General features: G+C 62.2%; 33 protein-coding genes and 1 tRNA gene. 17 read left to right on the top strand and 17 right to left on the bottom strand.

Annotated features, from left to right (window positions below; all coding sequences use genetic code 11):
* Nucleotides 1-55 precede the first annotated feature (55 nt).
* Both JO965_RS24970 and JO965_RS24965 read left to right on the top strand, forming a co-directional pair.
* The gene (locus tag JO965_RS24970) at nt 56-916 is read left to right on the top strand and encodes a LysR substrate-binding domain-containing protein (protein WP_371826820.1); all 861 of its coding nucleotides are present in this window, start codon (nt 56-58) and stop codon (nt 914-916) included.
* Nucleotides 917-949: 33 nt separating this feature from the next.
* Nucleotides 950-1,582, top strand: a complete 633-nt coding sequence (locus JO965_RS24965; RefSeq protein ID WP_203441615.1) for a DsbA family protein — start codon at nt 950-952, stop codon at nt 1,580-1,582.
* Nucleotides 1,583-1,603: 21 nt separating this feature from the next.
* Here the strand turns inward: JO965_RS24965 and JO965_RS24960 are convergent, their stop codons facing one another.
* Both JO965_RS24960 and JO965_RS24955 read right to left on the bottom strand, forming a co-directional pair.
* Nucleotides 1,604-3,136, bottom strand: coding sequence for an adenylate/guanylate cyclase domain-containing protein (locus JO965_RS24960; RefSeq protein WP_203441614.1), 1,533 nt, complete (start codon nt 3,134-3,136; stop codon nt 1,604-1,606).
* 174 nt (nt 3,137-3,310) lie between these two features.
* Nucleotides 3,311-4,546 carry a YeeE/YedE family protein gene (locus JO965_RS24955; protein ID WP_203441613.1) on the bottom strand — a complete coding sequence of 412 codons (1,236 nt, stop codon included), beginning with the start codon at nt 4,544-4,546 and terminating at the stop codon, nt 3,311-3,313.
* A gap of 215 nt (nt 4,547-4,761) precedes the next feature.
* Here JO965_RS24955 and JO965_RS24950 point away from each other — a divergent pair, with 215 nt between their 5' ends.
* Nucleotides 4,762-5,793 (top strand): cysteine synthase A, encoded by a 1,032-nt coding sequence (locus tag JO965_RS24950; protein WP_203441612.1) that lies wholly within the window; start codon nt 4,762-4,764, stop codon nt 5,791-5,793.
* Nucleotides 5,794-5,853: 60 nt separating this feature from the next.
* Here the strand turns inward: JO965_RS24950 and JO965_RS24945 are convergent, their stop codons facing one another.
* The 4 genes from JO965_RS24945 to JO965_RS24930 form a co-directional block, all read right to left on the bottom strand.
* Entirely contained in the window at nt 5,854-6,333 is a 480-nt protein-coding gene (locus JO965_RS24945; RefSeq protein ID WP_203441611.1) for a hypothetical protein, read from the bottom strand.
* Between the two features lie 128 nt (nt 6,334-6,461).
* Nucleotides 6,462-7,229, bottom strand: a complete 768-nt coding sequence (locus JO965_RS24940; RefSeq protein ID WP_203441610.1) for a sulfite exporter TauE/SafE family protein — start codon at nt 7,227-7,229, stop codon at nt 6,462-6,464.
* Nucleotides 7,230-7,342: 113 nt separating this feature from the next.
* Nucleotides 7,343-7,882 (bottom strand): GNAT family N-acetyltransferase, encoded by a 540-nt coding sequence (locus tag JO965_RS24935; protein WP_203441609.1) that lies wholly within the window; start codon nt 7,880-7,882, stop codon nt 7,343-7,345.
* A gap of 9 nt (nt 7,883-7,891) precedes the next feature.
* Nucleotides 7,892-8,491, bottom strand: a complete 600-nt coding sequence (locus JO965_RS24930; RefSeq protein ID WP_203441608.1) for a helix-turn-helix domain-containing protein — start codon at nt 8,489-8,491, stop codon at nt 7,892-7,894.
* A 138-nt stretch (nt 8,492-8,629) separates the two neighbouring features.
* Here JO965_RS24930 and JO965_RS24925 point away from each other — a divergent pair, with 138 nt between their 5' ends.
* Nucleotides 8,630-8,887 carry a hypothetical protein gene (locus JO965_RS24925; protein WP_203441607.1) on the top strand — a complete coding sequence of 86 codons (258 nt, stop codon included), beginning with the start codon at nt 8,630-8,632 and terminating at the stop codon, nt 8,885-8,887.
* Nucleotides 8,888-8,910: 23 nt separating this feature from the next.
* Here JO965_RS24925 and JO965_RS24920 read toward each other — a convergent pair whose 3' ends face one another.
* On the bottom strand, nt 8,911-10,482 hold the full coding sequence (locus JO965_RS24920; protein WP_203441606.1) for a hypothetical protein: 1,572 nt from the start codon (nt 10,480-10,482) through the stop codon (nt 8,911-8,913).
* A 179-nt stretch (nt 10,483-10,661) separates the two neighbouring features.
* Nucleotides 10,662-11,825 carry a TAXI family TRAP transporter solute-binding subunit gene (locus JO965_RS24915; RefSeq protein WP_203441605.1) on the bottom strand — a complete coding sequence of 388 codons (1,164 nt, stop codon included), beginning with the start codon at nt 11,823-11,825 and terminating at the stop codon, nt 10,662-10,664.
* A 479-nt stretch (nt 11,826-12,304) separates the two neighbouring features.
* On the opposite strand from JO965_RS24915, the gene minC reads away from it, so the two are divergent.
* Genes minC through minE form a run of 3 tightly spaced genes read left to right on the top strand, consistent with a single transcriptional unit; the run spans nt 12,305 to nt 14,120 of the window.
* The gene (gene minC, locus JO965_RS24910; protein ID WP_203441604.1) at nt 12,305-13,027 is read left to right on the top strand and encodes a septum site-determining protein MinC; all 723 of its coding nucleotides are present in this window, start codon (nt 12,305-12,307) and stop codon (nt 13,025-13,027) included.
* A 17-nt stretch (nt 13,028-13,044) separates the two neighbouring features.
* The gene (gene minD / locus JO965_RS24905; protein ID WP_203441603.1) at nt 13,045-13,860 is read left to right on the top strand and encodes a septum site-determining protein MinD; all 816 of its coding nucleotides are present in this window, start codon (nt 13,045-13,047) and stop codon (nt 13,858-13,860) included.
* On the top strand, nt 13,857-14,120 hold the full coding sequence (gene minE, locus JO965_RS24900) for a cell division topological specificity factor MinE (RefSeq protein ID WP_203441602.1): 264 nt from the start codon (nt 13,857-13,859) through the stop codon (nt 14,118-14,120). Before minD ends, minE begins: the two co-directional genes overlap by 4 nt.
* 206 nt (nt 14,121-14,326) lie before the next feature.
* Here the strand turns inward: minE and JO965_RS24895 are convergent, their stop codons facing one another.
* From JO965_RS24895 to JO965_RS24880, 4 genes are all read right to left on the bottom strand, one after another.
* Nucleotides 14,327-15,445 carry a thermonuclease family protein gene (locus tag JO965_RS24895; RefSeq protein WP_203441601.1) on the bottom strand — a complete coding sequence of 373 codons (1,119 nt, stop codon included), beginning with the start codon at nt 15,443-15,445 and terminating at the stop codon, nt 14,327-14,329.
* Nucleotides 15,438-16,181 carry a hypothetical protein gene (locus JO965_RS24890; protein WP_203441600.1) on the bottom strand — a complete coding sequence of 248 codons (744 nt, stop codon included), beginning with the start codon at nt 16,179-16,181 and terminating at the stop codon, nt 15,438-15,440. Before JO965_RS24890 ends, JO965_RS24895 begins: the two co-directional genes overlap by 8 nt.
* A 163-nt stretch (nt 16,182-16,344) precedes the next feature.
* Nucleotides 16,345-16,734 carry a septal ring lytic transglycosylase RlpA family protein gene (locus JO965_RS24885; RefSeq protein WP_203441599.1) on the bottom strand — a complete coding sequence of 130 codons (390 nt, stop codon included), beginning with the start codon at nt 16,732-16,734 and terminating at the stop codon, nt 16,345-16,347.
* Nucleotides 16,735-16,945: 211 nt separating this feature from the next.
* A complete protein-coding gene (locus tag JO965_RS24880; protein WP_203441598.1) occupies nt 16,946-18,178 on the bottom strand; it encodes an MFS transporter in 1,233 nt (410 codons plus the stop codon).
* 257 nt (nt 18,179-18,435) lie between these two features.
* Here JO965_RS24880 and JO965_RS24875 point away from each other — a divergent pair, with 257 nt between their 5' ends.
* Nucleotides 18,436-19,365, top strand: a complete 930-nt coding sequence (locus tag JO965_RS24875; RefSeq protein ID WP_203441597.1) for a DMT family transporter — start codon at nt 18,436-18,438, stop codon at nt 19,363-19,365.
* 6 nt (nt 19,366-19,371) lie between these two features.
* Here JO965_RS24875 and JO965_RS24870 read toward each other — a convergent pair whose 3' ends face one another.
* Nucleotides 19,372-19,656, bottom strand: a complete 285-nt coding sequence (locus JO965_RS24870; protein ID WP_203441596.1) for a hypothetical protein — start codon at nt 19,654-19,656, stop codon at nt 19,372-19,374.
* 234 nt (nt 19,657-19,890) lie between these two features.
* On the opposite strand from JO965_RS24870, the gene JO965_RS24865 reads away from it, so the two are divergent.
* From JO965_RS24865 to JO965_RS24845, 5 genes are all read left to right on the top strand, one after another.
* A complete protein-coding gene (locus JO965_RS24865; RefSeq protein ID WP_203441595.1) occupies nt 19,891-20,229 on the top strand; it encodes a hypothetical protein in 339 nt (112 codons plus the stop codon).
* A gap of 270 nt (nt 20,230-20,499) precedes the next feature.
* Nucleotides 20,500-20,709, top strand: coding sequence for a cold-shock protein (locus JO965_RS24860; RefSeq protein WP_099509679.1), 210 nt, complete (start codon nt 20,500-20,502; stop codon nt 20,707-20,709).
* A gap of 92 nt (nt 20,710-20,801) precedes the next feature.
* Nucleotides 20,802-21,020, top strand: a complete 219-nt coding sequence (locus tag JO965_RS24855; RefSeq protein ID WP_203441594.1) for a hypothetical protein — start codon at nt 20,802-20,804, stop codon at nt 21,018-21,020.
* Nucleotides 21,021-21,081: 61 nt separating this feature from the next.
* Nucleotides 21,082-21,996 carry a class I SAM-dependent methyltransferase gene (locus JO965_RS24850; protein ID WP_371826819.1) on the top strand — a complete coding sequence of 305 codons (915 nt, stop codon included), beginning with the start codon at nt 21,082-21,084 and terminating at the stop codon, nt 21,994-21,996.
* On the top strand, nt 21,993-22,742 hold the full coding sequence (locus JO965_RS24845) for a pseudouridine synthase (RefSeq protein ID WP_203441593.1): 750 nt from the start codon (nt 21,993-21,995) through the stop codon (nt 22,740-22,742). Before JO965_RS24850 ends, JO965_RS24845 begins: the two co-directional genes overlap by 4 nt.
* Before the next feature lie 19 nt (nt 22,743-22,761).
* Here the strand turns inward: JO965_RS24845 and JO965_RS24840 are convergent, their stop codons facing one another.
* Nucleotides 22,762-23,181 carry a nuclear transport factor 2 family protein gene (locus JO965_RS24840; RefSeq protein ID WP_203441592.1) on the bottom strand — a complete coding sequence of 140 codons (420 nt, stop codon included), beginning with the start codon at nt 23,179-23,181 and terminating at the stop codon, nt 22,762-22,764.
* 208 nt (nt 23,182-23,389) lie between these two features.
* Between JO965_RS24840 and JO965_RS24835 the strand changes: the two genes are divergently transcribed.
* From JO965_RS24835 to JO965_RS24825, 3 genes are all read left to right on the top strand, one after another.
* Nucleotides 23,390-23,740, top strand: coding sequence for a hypothetical protein (locus JO965_RS24835; protein ID WP_203441591.1), 351 nt, complete (start codon nt 23,390-23,392; stop codon nt 23,738-23,740).
* Nucleotides 23,741-23,936: 196 nt separating this feature from the next.
* Nucleotides 23,937-24,617, top strand: a complete 681-nt coding sequence (locus JO965_RS24830) for a TerC family protein (RefSeq protein WP_203441590.1) — start codon at nt 23,937-23,939, stop codon at nt 24,615-24,617.
* A gap of 324 nt (nt 24,618-24,941) precedes the next feature.
* Nucleotides 24,942-25,018 (top strand) — tRNA-Arg (locus tag JO965_RS24825).
* Between the two features lie 13 nt (nt 25,019-25,031).
* Here JO965_RS24825 and JO965_RS24820 read toward each other — a convergent pair.
* Nucleotides 25,032-25,220 (bottom strand): hypothetical protein, encoded by a 189-nt coding sequence (locus JO965_RS24820; protein WP_203441589.1) that lies wholly within the window; start codon nt 25,218-25,220, stop codon nt 25,032-25,034.
* 155 nt (nt 25,221-25,375) lie between these two features.
* The gene (locus JO965_RS24815) at nt 25,376-25,543 is read right to left on the bottom strand and encodes a YqaE/Pmp3 family membrane protein (RefSeq protein WP_036371238.1); all 168 of its coding nucleotides are present in this window, start codon (nt 25,541-25,543) and stop codon (nt 25,376-25,378) included.
* A 189-nt stretch (nt 25,544-25,732) separates the two neighbouring features.
* Between JO965_RS24815 and JO965_RS24810 the strand changes: the two genes are divergently transcribed.
* Complete coding sequence (locus tag JO965_RS24810; RefSeq protein WP_246776681.1) at nt 25,733-26,185, top strand: host attachment protein; 453 nt, start codon at nt 25,733-25,735, stop codon at nt 26,183-26,185.
* 15 nt (nt 26,186-26,200) lie between these two features.
* On the opposite strand, the gene JO965_RS24805 is transcribed toward JO965_RS24810, so the two are convergent.
* Nucleotides 26,201-26,398, bottom strand: a complete 198-nt coding sequence (locus tag JO965_RS24805; RefSeq protein ID WP_203441588.1) for a hypothetical protein — start codon at nt 26,396-26,398, stop codon at nt 26,201-26,203.
* Between the last annotated feature and the right edge of the window lie 51 nt (nt 26,399-26,449).

The following is a 26,449-nucleotide window of genomic DNA, read 5'->3' as shown; positions in this document are numbered from 1 at the left end:
CACTCTTCGACAGCTCCGATATTTCGAAACACTCGCGCGCACGAAGCATTTCGGTATGGCAGCCGATCAATGCGCCGTCACCCAGCCGGCGCTCTCGATGCAGATCAAGGAGCTGGAGCGCGAGCTCGGCGTCGATCTCGTCGAACGGAGAGGAAACTCTGTTGCCATTACGCCAGCTGGACAGGAGATCGCATCGCGGGCCGAGACGATCCTGAATCAGGTGCGCGAATTGTCCGATTACGCGCATCAGTATCAGGGTGTGCTCACGGGTCCGCTCCGCCTCGGGATCATTCCTTCGATTGCGCCCTACCTTCTGCCGGCAATCCTGACCGAGGTGGACAAGCAGTATCCGGCCCTCGATCTCCAGATCCGCGAGACACAGACCGCAGCACTGGTCGAGGAACTGGTGCGGGGTGATCTCGATGCGGCTCTTCTCGCACTGCCGATCCAGCAGCCTCAGGTCGAAACCATGGCGCTCTTCCAGGATCGCTTCCTTATCGCCGTGCAGAGCCAGGCGGCGCAGGGCTGGACGACCGGCGATCTGCGCAGCCGCATCGGGCAGGAGCGCCTGCTGCTGCTGGAAGAAGGACATTGCCTCAGGGATCAGGCCCTGCAGTTCTGCCACTTCGCCAACATGCAGGCGCGGAAGGCCCTGGGGGCTGCCTCGCTCACCACCATCATGCAGATGGTGGCGGCCGGCCACGGCATCACGCTCCTTCCCGAACTCTGCGCCGAAACCGAGGTCGACCGGCAGCGGGTCGCTCTGATCGAATTTCCGGAAGACGCGCCCATGCGCACCGTCGGGTTGGCCTGGCGCCGTACATCGACCCGGAAAGGCGACTTCCGGGCTCTGGGCAGCCTGATCCAGTCGCTCAAGCAGTCAGATCCGGACACGGAAAAACCTGCTGGCCATTGATGCATTGACAGGATTGCCCGAAGGAGAGCGCTCATGGCGAAAGACAACCCCATCCGGATCCTGGTCTGGAGCGATTATGTCTGCCCGTTCTGCTATCTCGAACGACCCGTTCTTGAGCGGATCCGGAACGAACTCGGCAATCGTGTCGAGATCGACTGGCGCGCCTTCGAACTCCGGCCCGAGCCTGAGCCGACGCTCGATCCCAATGCGGAATACCTGCACCGTGTCTGGAACCAGTCCGTCTATCCGATGGCACAGGAGCGCGGCATGGTCCTGAAGCTGCCGCCGATTCAGCCGCGCAGCCGCAAAGCCCATGAGGCGGCCGAATGTGCACGCGAGGCGGGCCAGCTCGACGCCATGAACGCCGCTCTGTTCAAGGCCTTCTTCGAAGACGGGCACGATCTCGCTGACATCGAGGTCCTGCTCGACATTGGACGATCCGTCGGGCTCGGTCAGGATGACTTGCGCGAGGCTCTCACGAGCAGTCGCTACGAACAGCGCGTGATCGAGGACCAGCAGCTCGCACGACAGATCGGCATTTCGGGTGTTCCGGCCCTGATCGTGACGGCTGGAGGACAGGCCTATCTCGTCTCCGGGGCTCAGCCCTACGAGACCGTGAAGGAGGTGGTCGCTCGTGCCATGACCGAAGAAAAGGCCGCTCCCTGATCGGGAGGATGGGAGCAGCCGTCAACTCGTCCGCAGGTTCAGCACGGCGAGTGCCTCTGACAGGCGCCTCTTGGCCTGCTCGATCCCGCCCTCGCTCATGGCATCCGGGTCGATGAACAGCTCGAGCCCGGTTGCGTGCTCCCGGATCACCGAAGACTTTGGAGACCAGTCCCCCGACAAGCCTTTGACGGCATAGGGGATGATCTCGCGGCCGATGCCCTTCATGCCGATCGGTGCAAGAGGCTCGACCTGCACCAGATCGCGCACCAGGGCATAGGTTTCGTAACTCAGGCAGATCCCTCCCGGCTCGGCGATGGTTTGCAGCCGTGCGGCGAGATTCGCCGCGGCCCCGATGATCGTGTACTCCATCCGGTCGTTGCTGCCGAAATTACCGACATTGCAATAGCCGGTGTTGATGCCCATGCGGGCCCGGAAAGGATGTTCAATGCCGCGCCGGAGCCATTGATCGCTCAACACCTCGAGCCGCTGTTGCATGTCGACAGCCATGCGCAGACAGGCACGGGCATCCTCCTTGACACCTTTCGTCTCCGGGTCGCCGAAGAAGACGAGGATCGCATCGCCGATGAACTTATCGACCGTGCCGCCATGGCGAAGCGCGATGGCCGACATCTCGGTGAAGTACTCATTCAAAAGAGCCGTCAGATCCTCGGGCTGCAGCCGTTCCGAGATGGCGGTGAAATCCTTGATGTCCGAGAAGAAGATCGTCAGCTTCTTGCGCTCGGTCTCAATAGTGACGTCCTTCTCGCCGCTGAAGATGCTCTTATAGACCTGAGGGGAGAGATATTTGGCGAGCTTTGCCGAAACGCTGGCCAGGAAGTCGTTGGCTTCCGACAATTCCCGGTTCATGCCGCGGATCAGGCTTGTCTGCCGCCGCTGCAGAACGATCAGGATCAGCCCCGCCAGCACAATGAAAGCGAAGTAGGACAAAAGGTACTTGAACGAGAACACATTGCTGGCAATGGGCTGGGTGACCGAGATTTCTTGTATGCCGCGAACGTCACCGACCTTCCAATCCTGTTTCGGGCTATCGGGATGCGCATTGTGGCAGGAAACGCAGACCGGTCCCATGATCACCGGTGCGGCCGTGCGTATCTGGCGCTCCAGCAGCGAGCCGGAGACCTCGATGATAGGCTGCTTGGGATCTGCACGCAGACGGGAGAGTGCGTCCTGCCCAAAGCTGTCGATGGCTCGCGCTTCACGGCCCTTGAAAGGGTGGTCGGAAACAAAGCGATACTTCACGGCATCGTTCTTGCTGCTGATGAGCTTGCCGAGTTCGATGGAGAGGGTCGCCGGGATGGGAATGGCGCCTGGAATGTCGCGATAATTGTGCGTAACCGTGATCGGTCCGGACGCTGAAAGGATGCGTTCGACCACGTCGCTGCCGTAGAAGGCGCGGACCTCGTCGATGACCCGGTTGATGTCACCGACCTGGGCCTGAAGCATGCGTTCCGACAGCGCGCGCAGATCGAACCAGGCAGCGACGGGCAGGCCGAGCAGGCTCACGATCAGGGACGCGATCAGCAGAGGACCCATGGCCCTCTCCTGCTTCCGAAGGAACCTCCCGCCGAATCCCATCATCGCCGTTTCCGTTCGAAACGAGTGAGCAGAGTTCCTGTAGAAAGTAGAAGACCTATAAGTCCTTTTCTTGGCGGGGCATGGTCTCGAAAGGAAGAGGGCCTTTCAGAACAACTGAAAGGCCCTTTTTTGTCAGCAGCCGGTGAGTTTCACGCGTTCCACTTCAAGACCGAAGAGGGGACGCAGTCGCGTGCCGACGACGTTGCCGGCAAAGGCTGCAACGAGCCAGACCCAGCCGTGCACGCTGCCGGATGCGATGCCGGAGAAATAGGCGCCGATGTTGCAGCCATAGGCCAGCCGTGCGCCGTAGCCGAGAAGCAGGCCGCCAACAATGGCCGCGATGGCGGAGCGCAGCGGGACTTTCCAGGTGGGCGCGAAGCGGCCGGCCAGAGCCGCGGCGAGAAGCGCGCCGAGGATGATGCCGAAATCCATCACCGTCGTGATGTCGTTGAAGATGCTGCCGTTGAGCTCGGCCTGACGGGCCGGGGAGGACCAGTAGGGCCAGCTCGCGACGTCGAAGCCGATGGTGGCGGCGATCTTCGAACCCCAGAGGGCGAAGGCCGAGGTCACGCCCCAGGGACGGCCGGCGAGATAGAGCGTCACGAAGTTCAGAAGGGCCAGCGCCACCGCACCCGCCACCAGCGGCCAGGGCCCGCGCAGGAAGCGCGAAAGGCCCTCGCGTGGGGATGGATCGGCCGCGATGAGGCGGCCGTGCCGGCGCTTCTCGAATACGACGGTCACGGCGGTGATGAGGGCGAAGACGGCGAGCTGCACGGCCAAAGCCGTCCAGGGACCCCAGGTCTTGATGATCGAGATCGCCGGCAGACTCGGAAGCGCGACCCACCAATGCAGATGCGCTGCCCCGATGGCGGAGCCGGCGATGAAGGCGGCGAGTGTGATCACCATGCGAGTGGAGCCGCCCCCGACCGTATAGAGCGTGCCCGAGGCGCAGCCACCACCCATCTGCATACCGATGCCGAAGATGAAGGCGCCGAAGATCACGCCAAAGCCGGCCGGCGAGACGTTGCCGGCGACCGGCTGGCCGAAGAGGGAGCCGAAGGCGAGGACGGGGAAGAACAGGATGGAGGCGATCGCCAGCATCACCATCTGCGCCCGCAGGCCCTCGCCACGACGATCCGCGATGAAGACGCGCCAGGCCGAGGTGAATCCGAAGGCGGCGTGATAGAGCACGAGCCCAAGCGCCGCGCCGAGCACGTAAAGCGCGGCCTGTCGTGGGTTGATGATGGCGCCCAGTAGAGCCGCGCCGCCGATGATGCCGGCGGCGGCCGCCAGGGAGGCCGGGGTATTGATGGACAAGCTCGCACGGTTTCCGACGGAAAGAGGCGAAGCCATTGCAGAGCTGGACATGGTCGCTCCTGAGCTTTCGTAACGGTGAGTGATGGCCAGGAGCATCAGCCCCTCGTGAGGAGGACACAATGTAGTTCGATATAAAGAACGTCAAGGATTGTATTTTTAATTTTAATCACATAATATAAACGTGAATATCGGTCGTGAACATTCCCGCCGAATGGCTTACACCCGGTTCTCCCTCACGAACGTATCCCAGCCCGCAGTTAGGTATCATGACCATTCAGCCCGATGTCCCTGCCGCTATTGGCAATACACCCCTGATCAAGCTTCGCCGTGCCTCCAAACTGACCGGATGCACCATCCTGGGCAAGGCCGAGTTCATGAATCCCGGCCAGTCGGTGAAGGACCGGGCCGCCCTGTTCATCATTCAGGATGCGGTGAGACGCGGCACTCTGCGCCCGGGCGGCGTGATCGTCGAGGGGACCGCCGGCAATACCGGCATCGGTCTGGCGCTCGTCGCCAATGCCCTCGGTTTCCGGACCGTGATCGTGATCCCGGAGACGCAGAGCCAGGAGAAGAAGGACATGTTGCGGCTCGCGGGCGCCGAGCTCATTGAAGTCCCGGCCGTGCCTTACGCCAATCCCAACAACTACGTGAAGGTCTCAGGACGCTTGGCGGAGCGCCTCGCGGCATCGGAGCCGAGCGGGGCGATCTGGGCCAACCAGTTCGACAACGTGGCGAACCGGCAGGCGCATATCGAGACGACGGGGCCGGAAATCTGGGAGCAGACGGGCGGCAAGGTCGACGGCTTCGTCAGTGCTGTCGGCACGGGCGGTACGCTGGCCGGTGTCGGCATGGCGCTGAAGCGGCGCAATCCGAAGATCGTCATCGGCCTTGCCGATCCTTTGGGCGCGGCTCTCTACAGCTACTACACGACCGGCGAGTTGAAGGCGTCCGGCTCGTCGATCACGGAAGGCATCGGTCAGGGCCGCATCACGGCCAATCTGGTCGATGCACCGATCGATGTCGCCTTCCAGATTCCGGACGAGGAGGCGGTGCCGGTCATCTTCGATCTGCTGGAATATGAAGGTCTGTGCCTCGGCGGATCATCCGGCATCAATGTGGCGGGCGCGATCCGTCTTGCCAGGCAGCTCGGGCCGGGCCACACGATCGTGACCGTCTTGTGCGATTACGGGACGCGCTATCAGTCCAAGCTCTTCAACCCGGACTTCCTGCGCTCGAAGAGCCTGCCCGTTCCCGCATGGCTCGAGAGAAAGAGCACCATCGATCCCGGACTTGTGTAACAAAGACCGGCATTTTTCGGCGCCGCGATCGATAGGCTCGAGCGCGGCGCTTTCAAAAGATCAGGCCGCCGACGAGGTGGCCGTTTCCGAACTCGTGGAGTTCGTCGAAGAACTCGGCGATGTCGAGGAGGAGCTCGTCTCGTCGGAACGCTGTTGCTGCGGGCGGCTGAGATTGGCCGGCGAGCGACTGGCGGTCGTTGCAGGTGTCACGGACGGCTTCTGAGCGACGCTGTGAAGATCTGACTGAATGCTTTCGATCAGATCGACCAGCCAGGATTCCCCGTTCTGAATGCGCTCTCGAAGTGCCGATTTCGCTATATCGAGTTTCGCGGAAATCTCCGTTGTGGTGCGCGATGGCAGATCGCTGAAATCCTGTTCGATGGCCGCAAGCTCACGCAGGAGCTCGTCGCGCAGCGGGCGCTGTTCGTCGGCCATGATCAGCGGCGAGTTCAGCATGCCGCGTAGGGCGGCCCATCGCAGGCCGAGAGCGCTTACCGATTGCGTTCCGTCGAGTCCGGACAGGTTTTGGGATTCGGCCACGAGCATTTCCTTTTCGCGAGCGTTGAGAATCGAGACGTCGCAGGAAGGAGCATGGTTGTGGCGTGAATCGGGCAGCAGCCCGCAAAAAGCCGCCCGATCTCATTCTATTTCGAGTATGGTTAGCGAATTCAGCGAATAAAGAAATACAGTGTCAGTGCCGCGCCAACCGCGATCACCAGCCAGCGGATCACGCTTGCCGGCAGGCGACGGCCGAAGACGACGCCGAGATAACCGCCGATCACCGAGGCCGCACCGACGATGAAGGTCTCGGGCCAGCTCACGAGACCGGCTGCGATGAACAGGATCACGGCCACGAGCTGGATCAGCGTGGAGCACAGATGCTTCGCGGAATTGATCAGATGGAAATCGTCACCCTCGGTGATTGCAAGCGCCGCCAACATGACGATTCCCATGCCCGCGCCGAAGAAGCCGCCATAGATGGCGACACCTGTCTGGAACGCTAGGCCCGTGGCCCAGGCCTTCATCGAGGGATGGTGTCCCTCATGCTTGCCGATGGCGCGGGCGAGCGCCACGATCTTCGGGCTTGCAGCGAAGAGCAGGGTCGCAAAAAGCAGGAGCCACGGCACGAGCTGTCGGAAGGCATCGTTGTTGGTGACGGTGAGAATGTAAGCGCCGACCACGCCGCCGATGAGGCTGACGATGCCCAGCGCCGCAAAGCGCCTGACATTGGTCGCGAGTTCTTTCCGGTACGCCCATGCGCTGGACAGATTGGCGGGCGTTACCGCCACGGCGCTCGTTGCATTGGCGACGACGGGCGGAAGACCTGCAGCGACGAGGGCGGAGAAGGTAAAGAAGGTGCCGCCGCCTGCGATCGCATTGACGAGGCCGGCCGCAAGGCCCGAGGCGGCGAGAAGCGCCGCGGTGGATAAGTCCATGATTTCTATCTAGCGGGAAACATAAGAGCGGATTGAAGAAGGCTGGCCATAGCATGGCGGGCTGCCTTGAGCCCATTAGGCCATTGTCTAGGTCTGCTGTCCTTTCGGCGGATTTAGCTCGCGGAAAGCTGCTTGTAGAACACGGTTGTATCGCAGAACCCGCCCTTCGGCCAAAGGGCATAGTTCGGAATCACGCCGGACTTGGTCCAGCCGACCCGCTCATAGAGGCGTTCCGCATCGCCGCCCGTCACCGTGTCGAGCACGAGGACGGTCTTGCCTGCCGTTTGGGCGGCGTCTTCGGCTGCTCGCATCAAGGCCGCACCGATGCCGCGCTTCCGGGCTTGTCCGTGAACGAGCATCTTGGCGATGTCTGCTCGGTGCGGCTGGTTCTCCGGCTGCTTGAGCACGATCTGCACGGTGCCCACGATCTGTCCGCTCGTGTCATCCTGAGCGACGAGGAGGATGCGTTCGCCTGCAGCGACGCCTTCGGCAACACCCCGCCAGAATGCATCGGCTCTCTCCTGGGCCAAGGGCGACATGAAGCTGACGGAGGCACCGCCCTCGACGCAATCGATCAGGACTGCAGAGAGAGCGCCAATGTGCTCTTTCGCTTCCTGCGGAGAGAGGGGGCGGATGGTGATCGACTCGGTCATGGGAGTTCCTCAGCGCTGAGTGCCGAACCCGGTACGTGCATCGGTGGCGAGAGCCACCACGTAGCGGGCGGGTCGGTCAGCGTGGTTGCGAAAAATGGTCGGCTGGTCGAGGCGCATGGACAGGCAGTCGCCGGTGGCCAGATGATGCGTCTCCTCGCCCAGGGTCAGATCGATCTCACCCTCGATGATCCAGATCTGCTGATGAACCGCAGCAGCGCGCTGGCCCGTGTCGTAGGCCACGCGCGCGCCGGGCGGGAGGATCACCTCGACGAGTTCGATCGGCGAGGGGAATCCGGGCGCCGAAAGGTTGCGGCGCATGTAGCCGCTGTCCGGATCGCGCCAGACGCGCTGGTCGGCACGGCGCGCGAGCGGCGAGGCGCCTGTGTCGTCCTTCTCGGCGAAGAGGGAAGCCAGGGTCACGCCGAGGCCTGCCGCAAGCTTGTCGAGCACCGCCGCCGTGGGGCTGCTTTCGCCGCGCTCGATCAGCGAGATCATGGAGCGGCTCACGCCGGTACGCTCCGCCAAGCCGTCCAGCGTCAATCCATTCTCCGCCCGCAGGTCGCGAAGTCGCAACGCCAAGTGCTCGTTGAATGTCGAGGGCATATCCATGAAACTAGACTATAAATCCAATATACTGGAGTCAAGGCGTCCAAGCGGGGAAAACGGAAGACCCATACCTGCGGTTTGCTGTGGATCACACCGGGGCAGTCCATTGCTCTTGGGAGAACAAAAGAAGATTTTCAGAGCATGTCGAACGTGATCCCCCTCGCTCCGCGCCTGAAGCAAGGATGCCCCCCTGCCGCCGAGGCGGAGGAAAGGGCTGCGCTTGCGGCTGACCTGATCGACATGATCGAGCGGGTGAGGGAACTGACCGAGCATGTGGCCGGCCTTCCCGGCCCGCCGCTGCAGATCCAGCAGACGGCCCAGCAGTTGCTCGATGCCGGCACGGCGCTCGAGCGCGCCGTGGATTCGCTCACCGAAGGCGGCGAGTGGGTGCCGTTCTAGCGCATCGGGGGATGCGCTAAAAACTACTTCAACGCTTCCATTCGCTCCCCAGCCTGGGCAATGCCCATGGCACGGGCCCGTGCGTAGAGTTCCCGCGCCCGGGATGGCTCGCCGCGGATGCCGAGGACACCCAGCCTGGACAGAACGTTCGGGTCGAAGGTCTCCGCCAGCAGGAAGGCAGCGCGCGCATTGCCGCTATCCAAGGCGCGCTCAAGAAGAAGACGAGCCCCGCTCACATCCCCTTTGCGGAGGAGTTCCTCCGCGCGCATCGTCAGGCGTTCATCGGCCTTGGGCGCTTCCACCGGTGCGCTCACCTTGGGTTCCGTTCCAGACGGAGCCTCGGTCTTCACCGGGGCCGCTGTTGCCGTGCCGAGCGGCAACGGCTGAATGCCTTCGGGCAAGGATGCGACCACCACCGAAGTCGGCTCCTTCGACGGCAACGCGGAGGTGCCATTGATCAGAGCCCGCGCAGTATCCACCAATGACGCTGTCACTCCGACTGCCGCTGGAGGCGATAGGACCTGAGGAGGCGCCTCCTGCTGGGGCGGAGCCAATGGAGGCTCCGATCCTGTCGCCGCGAGACGGAACATCACGGGCGTGGCGCTCGGGCGATGGGACTCCTGAAGCGCGTGCAATTCCTCCGTGGTATCCACAAGCTCTTCGGTCAGCATGTCGCTGCGGGTCTGGGCCTGCACCAAGGCCTTCTTGAGTTCAAGGATCTTGGCTGATTCGGACGCCATCGCCTCGTCCTTGAAGGCCTGAAGGCTGAGCAGTTCCTTCTCTGCACTGGCGAGTTGGTGCGCAGCATTGTCGCTCCGCTCCCGCTCTTGCCGCAGAAGCGCCTCCAGTTCGGATGCATTCGATGCCACGGAAACCTTGTCCTGCTCTCTGGTAGCCTGCAGGGCACGATGTTCTTCTTGAAGCTTCTCCAGTTCGCGTCTCGCCGCGGCGCCTTGGTTCTGCTCCCGTTGCAAGGCCTGCTGCATCTCGGATGCTGTAGCGGCCTTCGCTTCTGTCTCCGTCTTCAACTGCGCCGCCAGCTCATTGTGCTCCTGCATGAGGCCGGTCAGAGTTTGCGACACCATGGCGCTGAAGGACCGTTCCTGCTCCAGAGCCTGCTGCATGTCGGCCAGATTGGCCGCCGCGGCTGCAGGAGGCGCGGTGCAGACTTCTGCCGCTGCTTTGTTCACGATCGTCGATTCCGGCGTCGGGTGGGGGTCGTTCCGGATGCCGAGACCTTGCAAAGTGGTGATGAGGTCCGGATTGTTCAGGTGATCGACGAGAACGATTGCAAGGGTGCCGACCTCGATAGCCGAGTTGAGACTCTCCTCCGCCTTTTTCAAGTTTCCTGTCCGGATGGAAACCTCAAGGTCAGCCGCCAGTCTCCTTCGATCCGGCGAGGTCAGGAGAAGCGGGAGGAGCGTGAGAAGATTGTCCGCCCCCTCTGCTTTGCCCAGGGAGCTCTCGCGCGCGGGAGTGCTGCCAGTGGCGGGGCTTTGTGCGACGGCGGGTCCAAGGAGTGCGATGCCGATCAAGGTGGTCGTCAGCAACTCTGCCGTTAAAGACTTAAGCCCGGATTTCGTGTGCCCAATCATGTCGGACCTCCTTCGGTGGTCGCCAAAGGCTTTGCGATCAGCCTTTGGCTTCCGTCCTGTCTTGGATCCTCAGCGCATCGTGCGGAAAGTGGCCCGGTTTTTCGCGTTAACGATGCGCTCATCAGGAACGGGAGCATCGGATCGATCCCAAAAGTGCAATCCACTTTTGGGTCCGATGCTCAGTCTTGCCGGCTGGCTCGGCGGGCGGCTCTTTGCCGGTCGCTCTGCCAGGCAAGGAATTCCCGGAACAGGACCTCGCGCTGCTCGGCCGAAACGTCGATACCTCTGCTCTTCATGAAGCTCTCGAAGCTTTGGCTCTGAGGCGAAGGCTTGCTGGCCGCCGCAGCGCGATCGATCCAGTCCTGCGCCGGCCTCACGCGCTCCCAGCCGGGCACGTCGGCTGCGAGATTGACCTCTTTCCATTTCGGGTGCCGGCCCGGTTGCAGGAACTCGTCGAACCGGGAGAAGAACGCATCCACGAAACGCCTGACACGGTTGTAGCGATCGGAGTTCTCGGGCCAGTTGAACACCGCAAGCAGGCTGCCGACCGCCAGGGTCTCGACGGGTTTATCCTTGTCGACGAGCTGCGGATAATCCGCATTCGCGAGGCGGGCGGGAAAATAGCTTTCTGCGATCTCTCCCTCGAACGGAATCGGGAGAAGATGGAAACGTCCGTCGGTTTGGAACTCGGCGATGGCGCGAACCGGGCGTCCGGCCACGTAGACCGCCGCCTGGATCTCTCCCGATTTCAGCTTCGCGTAGGATGAGGCCTGGTCGAAGGTGGTCATCTCGGGCTTGATCCCGAGTTTGTCGAAGATCAGCCGAGAGGTCAGGTTGGTGCCGCTGCCGGCCTTGTCGATATTGACCTTCTTGCCGTCGAGCTGCCGGATGTCGGAGATCTCCCGGTTGGCGATGATATGGACCTCCTCGTTGTAGAGGCGCGTGATGTAACGCAAGCGCCGCACCGCATCGTTCTGGAGGTTCTCCGCCTTCAACTGCTCGCGCGCATCCATCTGCACGATGCCGATGTCGACCCCGCGCAGGAACATGATGTCGCGGAGGTTCTGCAGCGAGCCGCGGCCGATCATCGGCAGCACGCGCAGGTCTTCGCCATCGAGCACATTGGCGAGATCGGCGGCAATGCGGATATAGGTGCCGTCCGCGCCGCCCGAGATTACGCCGAGCGTGCCTGTGTTGGCGCGGGCCGGGTTGAAGGCCGGCGCCGTCTGGGCCGCTGCAGCGACCGTGCCGGAGACGAGGGCGGCTGCGACAAAGGCGGCTCGAACGGACGAACGGCGGAAAAACCTGCACGCGGACGATAAAGCACTCACGCGACCCGACATTGTCATCCTCCCCTGGATGAGCCTTGCGGCTGTTTGTCGATCTGATCGTTTTGTGCTCGTCCTCGGCGATTGAAAAATGCTTATCTTTCAAACTTGCGCATCGTTCGATGCGAACCGAAGTCCGCATCAGCGAAAAAACCGAAACCGCTCTTTCGCACGATGCTCTAAGCAACGATGAAACAAAACGAAAGCAGGGTCATCGTAGGCTCCTGTCAGGCTCGGTCAATTGAGCTTTGAGGACGGACTAATACTCAAGAAGTGCTATATTATAGTCCGAAAGAGATACAAATTATCTTTATATTCCTTGAAATGGCGGAATTTCTTATCCTGCTTTCAGGGTTTACCCGGATTAACGCCGCGGAATTACCGCAGGCCCATCCCGGCTCTCCTCGAAAATTGTTAGCGCCAGCCGGCTCCTTTAACCGTCCGTTAACCATAAACGGTCGAAATCATGGGGTATTAAAGGAACCTGAACTCCCGTGACCATTGCCGTTCGCAACCGTCCCTCTCTTCGCTTCCGTGGCAGGTCCTTCATGGCCCTGGTCCTCGCGCCCGAAGTGCCGCTGAGGGACTGGCTCGAAGATCTCGATGCCGTATCGGAACGTTCGCCCGGTTTCTTCACCGGGCGGCCCATCATTGCCGACGTATCATCCTTAAAGCCTTCCAAGTCCGAGCTGAAATTCCTCCTCGCAGCCTTCAAGATGCGCAACATCCGCATCATCGGCCTCGAGGGCGCGGCTCCCGAGAATGTCGATGCCGACATGCCGCCGCCGATCACCGGCGGCAAGCCTACGGGCGAGATCGACGTGCCGGATGCCGCCAATGCGGCAGTTGCCGCAGCAGCCTCGCCCTTCGGCGATGCGCCCGTGCCGGAGAAGTCGCTTCTCATCGAAGGCTCCGTGCGCTCAGGCCAGTCGATTCTGCATCCCGAAGGCGACGTGACGGTTCTGGGCTCCGTCGCCTCGGGCTCGGAAATCGTCGCCGGCGGCTCGATCCATGTCTACGGTACCCTGCGCGGCCGGGCCATCGCCGGCTGCACAGGTAATGGTAAAGCCCGCATCTTCTGCCGGAAGTTCGAAGCCGAATTGATTGCGATCGACGGGCTCTACAAGACCGCTGACGATCTGGGGGGCAAGTTCCTCGGTCAGCCCGTGCAAGTGAACCTGGATGGCGACTCCATCATCCTGAAAACATTGGATTGAGAGAAAGAGAGACGACAATGGCCAAAGTCTTGGTCGTAACTTCCGGCAAGGGCGGCGTTGGCAAGACAACGTCTTCGGCAGCTCTGGGCGCGGCGCTGGCGCATGGTGGCGAGAAGGTCGTCGTCATCGACTTCGACGTCGGCCTGCGCAACCTGGATCTGGTGATGGGAGCCGAGCGCCGCGTGGTGTTCGATCTCATCAACGTGGTGCAGGGCGATGCGAAGCTCAATCAGGCTCTCATCCGCGACAAGCGGCTGGAGAACCTCTCGCTGCTTCCCGCTTCGCAGACCCGCGACAAGGACGCGCTCACGGAAGAGGGCGTGGCCCGCGTGCTCGATGAATTGCGCCAGAAGTTCGACTGGATCATCTGCGACAGCCCGGCTGGCATCGAGCGCGGCGCCACGATGGCCATGCGCCATGCGGATGTCGCCGTCGTCGTGACGAACCCGGAAGTGTCCTCCGTCCGCGATTCAGACCGCATCATCGGCCTCCTCGATTCCAAGACGGAACGGGCCGAGAAGGGCGAGCGCATCGAGAAGCATCTCCTTCTCACCCGCTATGATCCCGTCCGCGCCGAGCGCGGCGAGATGCTCAAGGTTGACGATGTGCTGGAGATCCTCTCCATTCCGCTGATCGGCATCATTCCCGAGAGCGAAGAAGTGCTGCGCGCCTCGAATGTCGGCTCGCCGGTGACGTTGAACAATCCCGCCAGCGCACCGGGGCGGGCCTATTTCGATGCCGTGCGCCGGCTCAAGGGTGAAACCGTCGAACTCACCATCCCCACCGACAAGAAGGGGCTGTTCGGCAAATTGTTCGGACGGAGGGCTGCATGAGCCTTTTGAGTTTCTTCAACCGGCGCACATCCGCGCCCGTCGCGCGAGAGCGCCTGCAGATCCTGCTGGCGCACGAACGCGGCATCGTCGGGGGCAAGCCCGATCTCGTTGCGCAGCTCAGGGAAGAAATCCTGGCCGTCGTCCGCCGTCATGTCATGGTCGATCAGGACAACGTTCAGGTGAAGATGAACCGCGATTCCGACATTTCGACCCTCGAGATCGAAATCGAGATTCCGGCTCCTGCAGGGGCAAGCGCCTAGAGCATCGGACCCAAAAGTGGAATCCACTTTTGGGATCAATTTCGATGCTCAATCCCTTAAGCGGCGCATCGTTGATGCGGCCCTCTGGGTCCGCACGATGCGCTAAGATGCGAGCTTGCGGGGAATCAGCGGCTCCTGTCGATCCAGGGGCCGCTTTCTCTTGGCTGGCGCATTGTTAGCGCGGCCCTTCGGGTCCGCACGATGCGCTAGTTGCTCCAGACGCCGATCTTTGCCTCGCGGGCCTTGTCGGCCGCGGCCTTGAGCTCCGGCGTCGCGTCGCTCGTGGGACGCCCGCCGCCGTTGAACAGCACGACGCGCGACAGATCCTGTCCGCCGACCTGACACCGATACACGTCGTTTGAGCCCGCCGGCTCGCAGGCGACCTCGCGGCCGTTGAGATACTGGGTCAGGTCTTCGGGCTTGCCGGCACCGGGAGCCCACTCGACGCCGAACAGGCGCACCACTTCACCATTCAGGGATAGGGTTGCCGTATCGATCACGTCCGGCACGCCGCGCAGCGATCCGGATGAGCCCGTCGAACCCGTTGCCACCGGCTCCGGCTCGCGGATCGGGCCGGACGCGGCCGGTGCAGCAGCGCTGACTTGAGGCGCTGCCGTATTGTCGCTCTGGAACAGGAATGCACCGACGCCGAGGAGAGCGAGAACGGCCACCGCGCCGAGCGCGAAGGCCGGTCGCTTCCAGGAATGCGTGCGCATGTCGCCGAAGTCACTCCGCTCATGCTCCGCCGCGACCGCAATCGGGTAATCCTCCGCCGAGGTCTCGGGGGCTCGGTCGGGCGTGGAGGCTTTGAGCGTGTCGTGTGGCCAGTCCGCTACCGGCAGCCTTGCGTCATGTTCATGATGGCGGGCTTCAGGTTCTTCCAGCGGATGGGACGGTTCGGCTATGGGCTGCGACTCGCCGGAATCGAGATTCAACCAGTCACGCCTCGGCTTCGCACGCGGCCAGGATGGTTCGTCGACCTGTGCAAGCGCCGATGCATCGCGCTTCGCCGGCCTGAACAGCACCGGATACTTCACGCGCAATTCATCGAGTAGATCGTGGAGCGTGAATTCGCTCTGCTGCCCGCCCCTCTCCATCGTCCGCTTCTTGCCCTCGTGGTCGATAATCGTGAGCTTCAGCGCACCATCCACTTCGGACGGACGCACGGAGGATTCGATGATCAGTTCGAGAGCGCGGCGCGCATCGTCGGTGGGGTGAATTCTGTCGAGTTCCGCATGGATGATCTCGCGCATTCTGTCGCGCATCTGGGCCCAGTTGCGGCGCGGATCCGCCTTGGGATCGTGGGTGATGGAATCGTCAATCATGCGAGGCACCCTCCAGGGCAAGATTTCCCTTGCGCTCCTGACCGAGCAGTGTGCTGTGTTCGGCAACAATAACCGGTTTGTCGCCAATGAAGTGAACGATGAGCTGCAAGGCGCCGGTGCCCTGCGAGACGCGACGCCTTTTGGGATGAGATGCGGTGAAGTCGAACACCGCATGCACCGTACAGATCTCGCCTGGCGGGTTGCATGTGCTCCCGATCGCATCCTGGCGCGGACGATAATCGCGCTCGGGCCAGCGGCGCACGAAGCGGCGCTTCTCGTTGAAGAGGCGCTGCATGCTTACTTCGCGGCCATGGAAGAGGATGCGCGGCGCATAGAAGGCGGCCGTCGCTTCGAGAGCGACATCGTTCGAGGCCGACCAGGATTCGAGATAGTCGATGGCGAAGTCCTTCGCCACGGAGGCCCGGGCGCTGCGCTTGTCGGCGTCGCGATCCTTCAGCGGCTGCGCCACCGTGGGAGCGGGCTGCGGGACAGCGGGCGCCTGCGGCTGCGCCGATTGCGTCGGCGGGGTCGCAGATGCGGGCGCTGGTGTCGTGGCCTGTGGTGGAGGGCTGGCAGGTGCTTCATTCAGAGGCTTTGGCGCTTGGGCCGGTGCAGTCCCGGTCTCAGCCGGAGGATCGACCCAGGGCCGCCCCGTCTGCGCCGCAGCCATGGGAGCGGCTGCCATCAGCAGCGTCGCGAGAGCGGTTATCGATGTCAGCGACCGGCCAATCTGCATGCGTTTCCAAAAGGCCTCTGAAAAGGGTGACCGGGGGAAAGCGGGTAAAAGGCTTCTCGGTTCCATGGCCCGCCCCGGCAGGGATGGCCCTGCCGGGGCGGTTCGCAAAATTTGGAATCTGCAATGTCTAGGTAATGAAAAGGGGAAGTAGTTTTAAGCCGCTTTAGAGCTGGGCGACGTCGACGGCGCCGACCCCGGAGATGCCGATAGCCTGTGCTGAGGCCTTTGACAGGTCGATGACGCGACCATGGGCATAGGGACCACGGTCGTTGATGCGCACGACTACCGACTTGCCGGTCTTCTTGTTCACGACCCGGACCTTGGTGCCGAAGGGCAGGGTGCGGTGGGCAGCGGTCAATTCGTTGGTGTTGAAGGTTTCGCCGCTCGCGGTCCGCCGGCCGTGGAAGCCCGGGCCATACCAGGAGGCGCGACCGCTCTGAATGATTTTCCCCGAGGTCTCCGCCGGCTCTGCAAAGGCAGAAGGAGAAAAGAAAACAGCCGATCCGGAGATGAACAGGCTGGCGAGCGCGAGCGTCACCTTGCGTTGATCCACAATGCATTCCCTTGTCTGTTATTGATGGGATGCAAAATGAAGGCTAATGGGGCAACATTAAGACGATATAATCGCTGAATTTCTATCGTGTATAGCCTCAGTATCGAATTTTCCTATTCAATTGAATTATATTGATATTGTTGATGATTAAATATTAACCAAATTAAACTTAAATAAACTATCGCACGATTGCTTGAATGTGCGCACTCTTTCACTGCGCGGGCGTCTCGCCGGCCTCCCGCGGCGGGAGCGCCACCAGTCGAATGGCGAGGGCGAGCGCCACCATCAGCAGAAGGGCCACGAGGGCCGATACGCCCGGCCAGCCCCAATGGGTCCAGAACACGCCGCCCAGGGTGCCGATGGCGCTGGAGCCGAGATAGTAGCAGAACAGATACAGGGCGGAGGCCTGCGCCTTGGCTGTGAGAGCTCGGCTGCCGACCCAGCTGCTCGCGATGGAATGGGCGCCGAAGAAGCCGAAGGTGACAGCCACGATGCCGGCCAGGATAAGCGCGAGATGGTGAAAGAGCGTAAGCCCCACGCCGGCAATCATGATCACGATCATCGCCCACAGAACCCGCCTGCGGCCCAGCCGTCCCGCCAGCGCGCCGATCCAGGCGGAACTCAGAGTCCCGATCAGATAGGCGGCGAAAATCGCCCCGACGGCGCTCTGGCTCAAGGAATAGGGTGCTTCCGTCAGGCGGTAGCCGAGATAATTGTAGAGCGTCACGAAGCCGCCCATAAGGAGGAAGGCTTCTGCAAACAGCGCCCGCAGACCTGGGTCTCGCAGATGCTCACCGAATGAGCGCAGAAGCTCCGTCAGGCGGGCGGGTCGGGGCTGAAAATGGGCCGAGGCCGGCAGGCTTCGCCAGGCCGCAATGGCCGAGGCTAATCCGAGAGCTCCGATCAACCCGATGGCAAGCCGCCAGGAGCCGAGATCCGTCAGCACGCCGCCGATGATCCGTCCCGCCATGCCGCCGATCGCATTGCCGCCGATGAACAGCCCCATGGCGAGACCGATGGATTTCGGGTCCACTTCCTCGCTCACATAGGCCATGGCGACTGCGGGAAGACCGCTGAGGGTGACGCCGATCAGCATGCGGGTGAGGAGCAGGCTGGTCCAGTTCGGAGCCACCGCAGAGAGAAGGGTCAGGAGCGCCGAGGCGAAGAGCGAGGCCACCATGACCGGCTTGCGGCCCCAGATCTCCGACAGGGAGCCCGCAATCAGCATCGCCACGGCGAGGAGACCGGTCGATAGCGACAGGGACAGGCTGCTCACGGCGGCGCTGACATGGAATTCCTGCGAGAACTCCGGCAGCAGGGGCTGGACGCAATAGAGAATGGCAAAGGTCGAGAAGCCGGCCGCGAACAAAGACAGGTTCAGCCGGCGAAAGGCAGGCGTGCCGCTGACCAGACGGCTTGGCGTTTCCGACGATTGATCCGGCATGAGCCCTTTCCGCGTCTGCGACCCATGCAGACAATGATGCACCAGCTTCGAAACCTGTGATTTCGGCAAACCTATGCTCATAGTGCAAGCACGGGTGAGCGGAAGAGGTGATCCATTCGTCTAAAGCATAGAATATGTGCCGTCTTTGCACTTCTCTCCGCGAGGAAACAGTATTTTATGCAAAGCCATATCCTCCAAACTTGAGACCTAAAGGGGCTCGCAGCGTGACCGCGCGGGCCTCATTTTTTGAGTCCTTCATGAGTGCTGCCCCCGCGCCCCGGACAACAACGCCTTCTCTGGAATCACCGAACGCACCGGCCTCTCCGCTGCGGGGAATTCTGTTCCTGGTCATCTCCACGATCGTGTTTTCCGTAGCGGACGTCATTACCAAGCAGCTCGCTTCCACCTTGCCACCGCCGGAGGTGGCCTGGATGCGCTACGTCACCTTTGCGGCCTTCATCGTTCCCTTCGCGCTGATCAAGGGTGGTCCCGCCCTGTTCCGTTCCCAGCGGCCCGGCCTGCAGGTGGTCAGGGGATTGGGCATGGTCGGCTCATCCATCATGTTCATTCAGAGCCTGCCGCACCTGCCCGTGGCCGACGCGACCGCGATCTTCTTCGTCTCGCCGATCCTGATCATGGGGCTCTCGGTGCTCTTTCTCGGCGAGTCGGTCGGCTGGCGGCGCTGGACGGCTGCCGCTTTCGGGCTGATCGGGGTGATCATCGTCGTACGCCCCGGGTCGGGAGCGTTTCAGGCGGCCGCCTTGCTGCCGATTCTCAGCGCATCGAGCTGGGCTGTGGGCGCCGTGGTGACCCGCAAGATCAGCGGCGACCAGGCGCTCACGACGCTGACCTATTCCGCCCTCGTCGGCAGCCTCGTGCTGAGCGCGCTCATGCCCTTCAGCTGGGTGACGCCAAACGGGACCGAGATCGCGCTGGGCCTCGTCATGGGCATCCTATTTGCGATCGGTCATTGGTTCGTCGTCATGGCCTATCGCCACGGCAATGCGTCTCTGATCGCGCCGTTTTCCTATGTCCAGCTGATCTGGGCCGGAACCCTTGGCTATCTGGTGTTCGGATCCCTGCCGGATTCCTGGACGATCACGGGAGCCTGCCTCATCGCCATGAGCGGCTTTTATACGGCCTATCGCGAACGCGTCCGCACTATGCAGAAGCGGTTTTCAGCCTGACGCGCGTCAGGTTCCCGAATGGACGACGCGCAGGCGCGGGCGCGCCGTGCGGCTGTAGAAATTGAGCTCCACGAAGTCCCCGTCCATCTGGCCTTCGACGAGGCGGTAGCCGAACTGCTCTACCAGGGCGCGCATCTGACCAAGGTTTTCGTTCGAGATCTTACGGGAGAACTCCGTCAGATCCTGGCTCATCAGCGCTGCCACGATGCCGATCTCGACCCCCTGGTCGAAGTCGGCAGTCCGTGCCGGAAAACGAAGCCGCATACCCTCAGCGAGATGGATGTGGTGCATGGGATCCTGGTGAGTTACGCCTACAACAGGCCGCGTTTATCGGGCACAAGATCCTACCGGTTGCTTAAAGTCCGGGGTGCGGCATTCCCCATCCGGGAGCGTGGTTAACCTTTCGTGCAGGCGCTCGCGATGGATCCAGAACAGCAGCTTTGCATTAACCCTCGACAGGCCCTTGCCGTCCCGGCGAACCGGGCTCCGCAGGCCTGAATGTCACATCACGAAGTGAGGCGCAGCATGAGGCGGCTATTGGTGGGGATCGCGCTGGCAACCGGCCTGACGGGGTCGGCAGCCCAGAGCGCGGATGTCACGCGCGTCACCCGGGTTCAAACCGAATGGGCTCAACCCGGCCGCGCTATTTCCCGGCTCGCCGACCAGGGGCTCGGCTATTCCGTGCTGCACGATGCGCCAAGCGGTCCGCAGGGCTTCTACCGCGTGCACGTGACCTGCGCCATCGATGAGACCTTCATGCAGACCTATTGCCCAACGCCGGCCTATGCCTCCTACTGCCCGCGCGCCCGGATCGTCTGCGCGGACGGCGGCCAGAGCGTTCAGGCGCTGCGGCTGAGATACTGAGGCGGACCCTCTCGCAGGTATATGGCACATCCCCATGCTAGCCTTTGACAGAGCCGGTGGTTGCCTTTCTGCAATCTTGCCTTGTATTCGCCGCAAGGGGCCCCTAGATAAACTCCATCGACATTTGGCCGGACAATCGGGCCGTTACGCCTTGGCCTACCAGGCGCGCGTTCAGACACTCTTCCCAAACATCGACGAACCCGAGTGTGAGGTCGTGCGACAGCACGCCCTTTGCTCACGTGCACACCAAGCCTCACCAAGGATACTCTCATGATTACGGGTACCGTTAAGTTCTACAACGATCAAAAAGGCTTCGGCTTCATCCAGCCGGACGATGGCAGCAAGGACGTGTTCGTTCACGCCACCGCTCTCGAGCGCGCCGGCATCCGCGGTCTGCGTGAAGGCCAGAAGGTTTCCTTCGACACCGCCGAGGACCGCCGCTCCGGCAAGGTCGCCGTCAACAACATCCAGACGGCGTAATTTTCGTTGAAAGAGGCGGCCTGGCATCCATTGCCGCCGAGCAAAGCCGCTCCAGAGGAGCGGCTTTTTGCTTTCTGACAAAGGAGATTCCTGTGAGCCATAAATATTCCATGGGCCAGCTGGTCCATGCCGCCGCTGCGCATTTCGCCGATCGCACGAGCGGCACATACGAGGTCATTCGCCTGATGCCGGAAAACAGCAGCGGCGAGCTGGGCTATAGGATCAGAGATACGATAAGCGGCGCTCAGCGCGCGGTCGGAGAATCCGAAATCCGCGCTATCGATACAAAGCAGGCCGTCGAGGCGCCCTGAGACTTACCTTCCGAACCACCGCGTATTAAGAACGCCTGCGTTCAGCGTAGGCTCAATCACTTTGCAAGATACGAAACCAAACGGCGTCTATGGCACGCCACCGGCCGAACTGGCCGACATCTCGGCAGCGGCCATCCAGTTCTCGCCTCTGATCCCCGGTTCCGGACAGCTGGAGGAGCAGGAGGTGGGATCTCTCGGTGATATGGTCGTGCTGGCGCCGCCCGGAACCGTCGAGCGGCGTTACACCATCGCCTTGGCTTTGCGAGCGCTTGCACCCGGCGGATCCCTGACGGTCCTCGCACCCAAGGACAAGGGCGGCTCGCGGATTGCCAAGGAACTGAAAGGTTTCAGCTGCGATGTCAGCGAGACCTCCCGCCGCCATCACCGCATCTGCACCTGTCCACGGCCGCCCCTTCCGACAGGCCTCGATGATGCGCTGGCCGAGGGCGGTCCGCGTCTCGATGAAACCTTAGACCTCTGGACTTGGCCCGGCGTGTTCAGCTGGAATCGCCTCGATCCCGGCAGCGTCCTGCTGGAACAGAACCTTCCGCCTTTGAGCGGCCGCGGCGCGGATTTCGGCTGCGGCATCGGCATTCTCGCCCGCGCGATCCTGGCCTCGCCCAAGGTCGAGCATCTGACCCTGATCGATATTGACCGTCGCGCTGCCGCGATGGCAGAGCGCAACATCGACGATCCACGGACGAGTATTCGTTGGGCGGATATCCGCAACGGCACCAACCTGAAGGGCCTCGACTTCGTGGTGATGAACCCGCCGTTCCACGACGGCGGTGCCGAGGATCAGAGCCTGGGACAGGCCTTCATCCGCCGTGCCGCCGAGGCTCTCCGACCGGGCGGCGTTCTCTGGCTCGTCGCCAATCGCCACTTGCCCTACGAGGCCGTGCTGAAAACCCTGTTCAAGCGCGTGACCCCAAAAATCGAAGCGAACGGCTACAAGATCTACGAGGCGCAGAAATGAGCAAGGTCCCGACGCTCCGTCTCGACCGGCTTCTCGCCAATATGGGCTACGGCTCGCGCCGCGAGGTCCAGTCACTGGTCCATGCCGGCCTCGTCACCTTGGATGGAGCCGAGGTCGAGGATGCGGACGAGCGCATCGCCGTGACCCGCGACCTCTCGGAGCGGATGCGCATCCGGGGCAAGCCGCTCGATCCACCGCCCGGGCTGGCGCTGATGCTGCACAAGCCCCTGGGCGTCACCTGCTCGCACAAGGAATCAGGACCGTTGGTCTATGGCCTGCTCCCGGACCGCTGGCGCCGGCGCGACCCGGCGATCTCGACCATCGGACGGCTCGACAAAGAGACCTCGGGCCTGCTGCTCATGACCGATGACGGCAACCTGCTGCACCGGATCATCTCGCCGCGCGCGAACATCTCCAAGCGCTATCGTGTGACCCTCGACCGCCCCTTGCGCGGCGACGAGGCGGAGATTTTTGCAGCCGGGACGCTGATGCTCGACAACGAGGACAAGCCGCTCCTGCCGGTGCAGATGGAGAGGATCTCCAGCACGAGCGCCTATGTGACCCTGACCGAAGGCCGCTACCATCAGGTCCGGCGCATGTTCGCAGCGGTCGGGAACCACGTGACAGCGCTTCATCGCGACCGGGTCGGCGGCCTGGCGCTGCCCGAGGACCTGGAGCCGGGACAGTATCGCCTGCTCAACGCGGCCGATATTGCCCTCATCCTGCCGTCCGCGCAGGGCGCGTGAGCTTGAGAGATCGTAGCGGTTACGGCGTCGCGGCGGCGATGAGCCTGGCGGTATCGTAATATTCGTCGAAATCGATCACCTTGCCGTCCCGGAAGCGCCAGATATCGACCTTTCGGGTGTCCGCAACCTTGCCCGTTCCCTTGTGGCGCCAGATGGCCCGCCCGACCACGGCCACGCGGTCGTCCTGGGCGATGAACTCGTCCATGGCGTGAGAGATCATCTCCCAGTCGCGCATGAGATCCTCGAGATAGGCACGAACTCCGGACCTGTTATCCCGGCGTGCCGTAAAGGGGACTTCCGGCGAACCGTCTGCCAGCGAGCCGAGGGAGACATCATCGGCAATGATGTTCATCCAGCATTCGCAGTCGCTGCCTCTGCTGTCGACCCATTGGGTATAAGCTTCGCGGAGAATGGAAACGTGATCATTCTGGGCTGGCATTGAGCTCTCCCGTGGAAAGCAAGCTTGAGCGAGTCGCCCGGACGGAATGGTGCGGCACGATCTGCCGCCCGTACAATGTCTATTAAGATCTATGCGGCAGAGCTGCCGTAACGATGCTGACCTCGCATGCTCCTGCTCAGGTTGCTCTCAAGCCTCCGGTCGGGTTAGGGAGAGTGAGGTTTTTAGCCTTGGAGCATCCTTCGCTCAGATGAACAGAGCATCGGTCCGACCCCGCATCTTTCTTTCCGTCGTGCAGGTGTTGCTCGGGCTGATCTTTCTGGTTTGGCTCCCGGCCATCGATCATGCGAATTCCGAAACCTCTTTCCTCGGTCAGCTTGAAGAAACCCTGCTGCTGACGGAGGGAGAGGAGACGGACCGAGAGACCTGTCCGGATGAATGGAGTGACGGGGAGGGCAGTCCTGACGCCCTCATTCCGTCGGGCATCTCTTGCCGTTCGCTGTCGAGCGTCGCCGGGCAAGGTGCCCGCGACGGTCTTCGAAAGCTGGTCTACTCCAATCCCCTTGGATCTCTGCGCGCGACGGGGCCTCCAAGTCTCTGAACTCAGTCCAGCCTCGCCGGAAGAACGACTTGGGTCGCTTCCGGTCGATGGTATCGCGCGCGCCCGGTAAGCGGCGCCTCTTTTGTTTCTCGCGAACGGCTTTGAACCGCTGCGCTCGCCATTGCACACGGCCCGTGCCGGTCTGCAGGCAAGCCGCAATCACTGGCCGTCTCGAACGTCAATCGAGTTCCCCATCATGGAAGCTCTCCTCCCTCAAGCTCTCAAACTCCTCGGCATCATCTGGATCAACGTCATCCTATCCGGAGACAATGCCGTCGTCATTGCACTCGCCTGCCGCGGTCTGCCGGAAGACAAACGCCGCATCGGCATGATCCTCGGCGCCGGCGTCGCGGTTGGTCTGCGGATCATCTTCACAGTTCTCGTCGCAGCACTTCTTGCGACGCCGTTCCTGAAAATCGTCGGCGGCCTTCTCCTGCTCTGGATCGCCGTGAAGCTTCTGAGCGGCGACGATGAAGAAGGCGGCGTGAAGGAAACCGACCGCCTCTGGCATGCGGTCTGGACCGTCGTGGTCGCCGATGCGGTCATGAGCCTCGACAATGTCCTGGCGATTGCCGCGGTGGCGCAGGATTCCACCGCCCTGCTCGCCATCGGCCTCGCCATTTCCATCCCTCTCATCGTGGCCGGCGCTGCTCTCATCATGGCGCTCCTGGACCGGATGCCCCTTCTTGTCTGGGCCGGCGCAGCCCTTCTGGGATGGGTCGCCGGCGAGATGCTGATCTCCGATCCCTGGTTGATCGGCCAGCTCGGCCAGGAACTCGGCCACAAGGCGGAAATTCCCATGGCCATCGTCGGAGCCGCCCTGGTGCTTGCCATCGGCTACGTGTCGCGGCAGCGGGCCGCGACCGACGAGGCCTAGAGCATCGGACTGAAAGGCGGATCCACGATACCCCACCTCTCTCCACTCGGGAGAGGGGGAATCGGGCAAGTCCGACAAATCGTCCGATGCTCAATCCCTTAAGTGGCGCATCGTCGAGCGCGGCCCTCTGGGTCCGCACGATGAGCTAGGGCCGCCAGGGCAATCCCTCCCGAATACATGGGCCACGCCCCGCCTCCGGGAGGAAGATCGAAAGGAATCAATTGCGGCCGTCCCTCCGCCAGGACGGCCGCAGCTGCCTCGCCGTCGGAGGTTGCCCTCAAGACCGTAATCGGGTAGGGAAGGTTTAAGGCCCACCGCCTCAAAGCACCCGTAGCTCAGCTGGATAGAGCGTTGCCCTCCGAAGGCAAAGGTCACACGTTCGAATCGTGTCGGGTGCGCCATTTCCTTCCATGATCAGTTTCTGACCTTGTCGGCGCCGGATGAGCGCGATTCCGTCTTGCCTGACGGATCGGTCTCGTTCGGGGCGCAAAGCAAGTTCGAAAGGTGGCGGCTGCGCGGCTTGTCCGGCGGGGAGAGGATGATGCGATTCCCAGAAATGGGGTCGAAAATGATCATCGTTTTCTTTTTCTTTGAAAGCGGCATGGGGTCCTGCGAGATACACAGGAAGAAACGACTCTCCCGGCATCCCGTTCATGCCGCCATTCCTGCGATGTGCGTTTGAGCACCAGAAGGTGCGCAGGGCTGGTTTTCTCGGATGCAGCCTTCGTCCGCACGACCTGCCTGGATCCGGCTGCGCCTTATCGCGTCCGACGCGCGATGATCCAGACCGCGTGGACGATGCCTGGAATGTAGCCGAGGATCGTCAGGAGAATGTTGAGCCAGAACTGCCCGCCCAGGCCGACCGTGAAAAATACACCGACGGGCGGAAGCAGGATGGCGAGCAGGATGCGTAAGAGATTTGCCATGGGACCGCGATGACAAGTGAGGGCAGGGGATCAACGGAACCGTGGCCGTTCCGTTCCGATGATTGCTGAGAGGACGCCAGAGATGATCTCGGTCCGCCGAGCGGCGCACCGAAGATTGTGATATGATATGGATCAAAGCACCGCCGACTGAGGTGCCGAAGAATGTCTCCCGTAACAAGGAGCATGGCCGTGAACAAAATTTTCAGGCTTCCCCACGATGGATTGGTTCTCGTCAGCGACGGCCGGAAAGCCCTGTTCTTGAAGAACAAAGGCGATGGCCTCTATCCGAACCTCCAGGTCGAACGCGTTCTGGAGGCTCCGGACAATCTGCCGACACGCCTTCAGGGCACGGACAAGCAGGGCCAGGCTGCGATGCTCGGCCAACGGAGCGCAATCGAGCAGACCGATTGGCACGATCTCGCCGAACGGAAATTTGCCGGGGAAGTGGCTGAGGCGGTCAATGCCGCCTGCCTCAATGGCGGTGTGAAGCACATCATCGTGGCAGCGCCGCCACGGACGCTGGCCGAGTTGCGGACTCGGTTTTCCGATGCCGCAAAGCAGCGGATCATGGCCGAGGTGAACAAGGATCTGACCAAGCATCCGGTCTACGAAATCGAGCAGCACCTGGTGGCAAGCGCCTAAAGTCTCTGGGCGTCCTCAGCGGTCCCATTTGATGTTCAGCGCGCTCGTCACCAGCCGGTCGATGAGAACCGGCGCGTCGGCCGCCATGCGCTCGATTCCCGTTACCGCCTGGCGCGTCATGCGCCCATTCAGAAACGCATAATCCATCACGATCGCGCTGATGAGCGCGATCGCGGTCTTGAAGGCGCGTGAGGCAAGATCCGACCAGACCATGGGACCTCTCAGGGAAACGTTGTTCGCCTCATGCCCGAAAGGCTTGGCAGG

It is taken from the genome of Microvirga sp. VF16 (genome assembly GCF_016864375.1).
In the GTDB taxonomy this organism is placed as follows: Bacteria; Pseudomonadota; Alphaproteobacteria; order Rhizobiales; family Beijerinckiaceae; genus Microvirga.
Note: the sequence above shows the minus strand (reverse complement) of the source record. Positions and strands in the feature narration are given on the sequence as shown.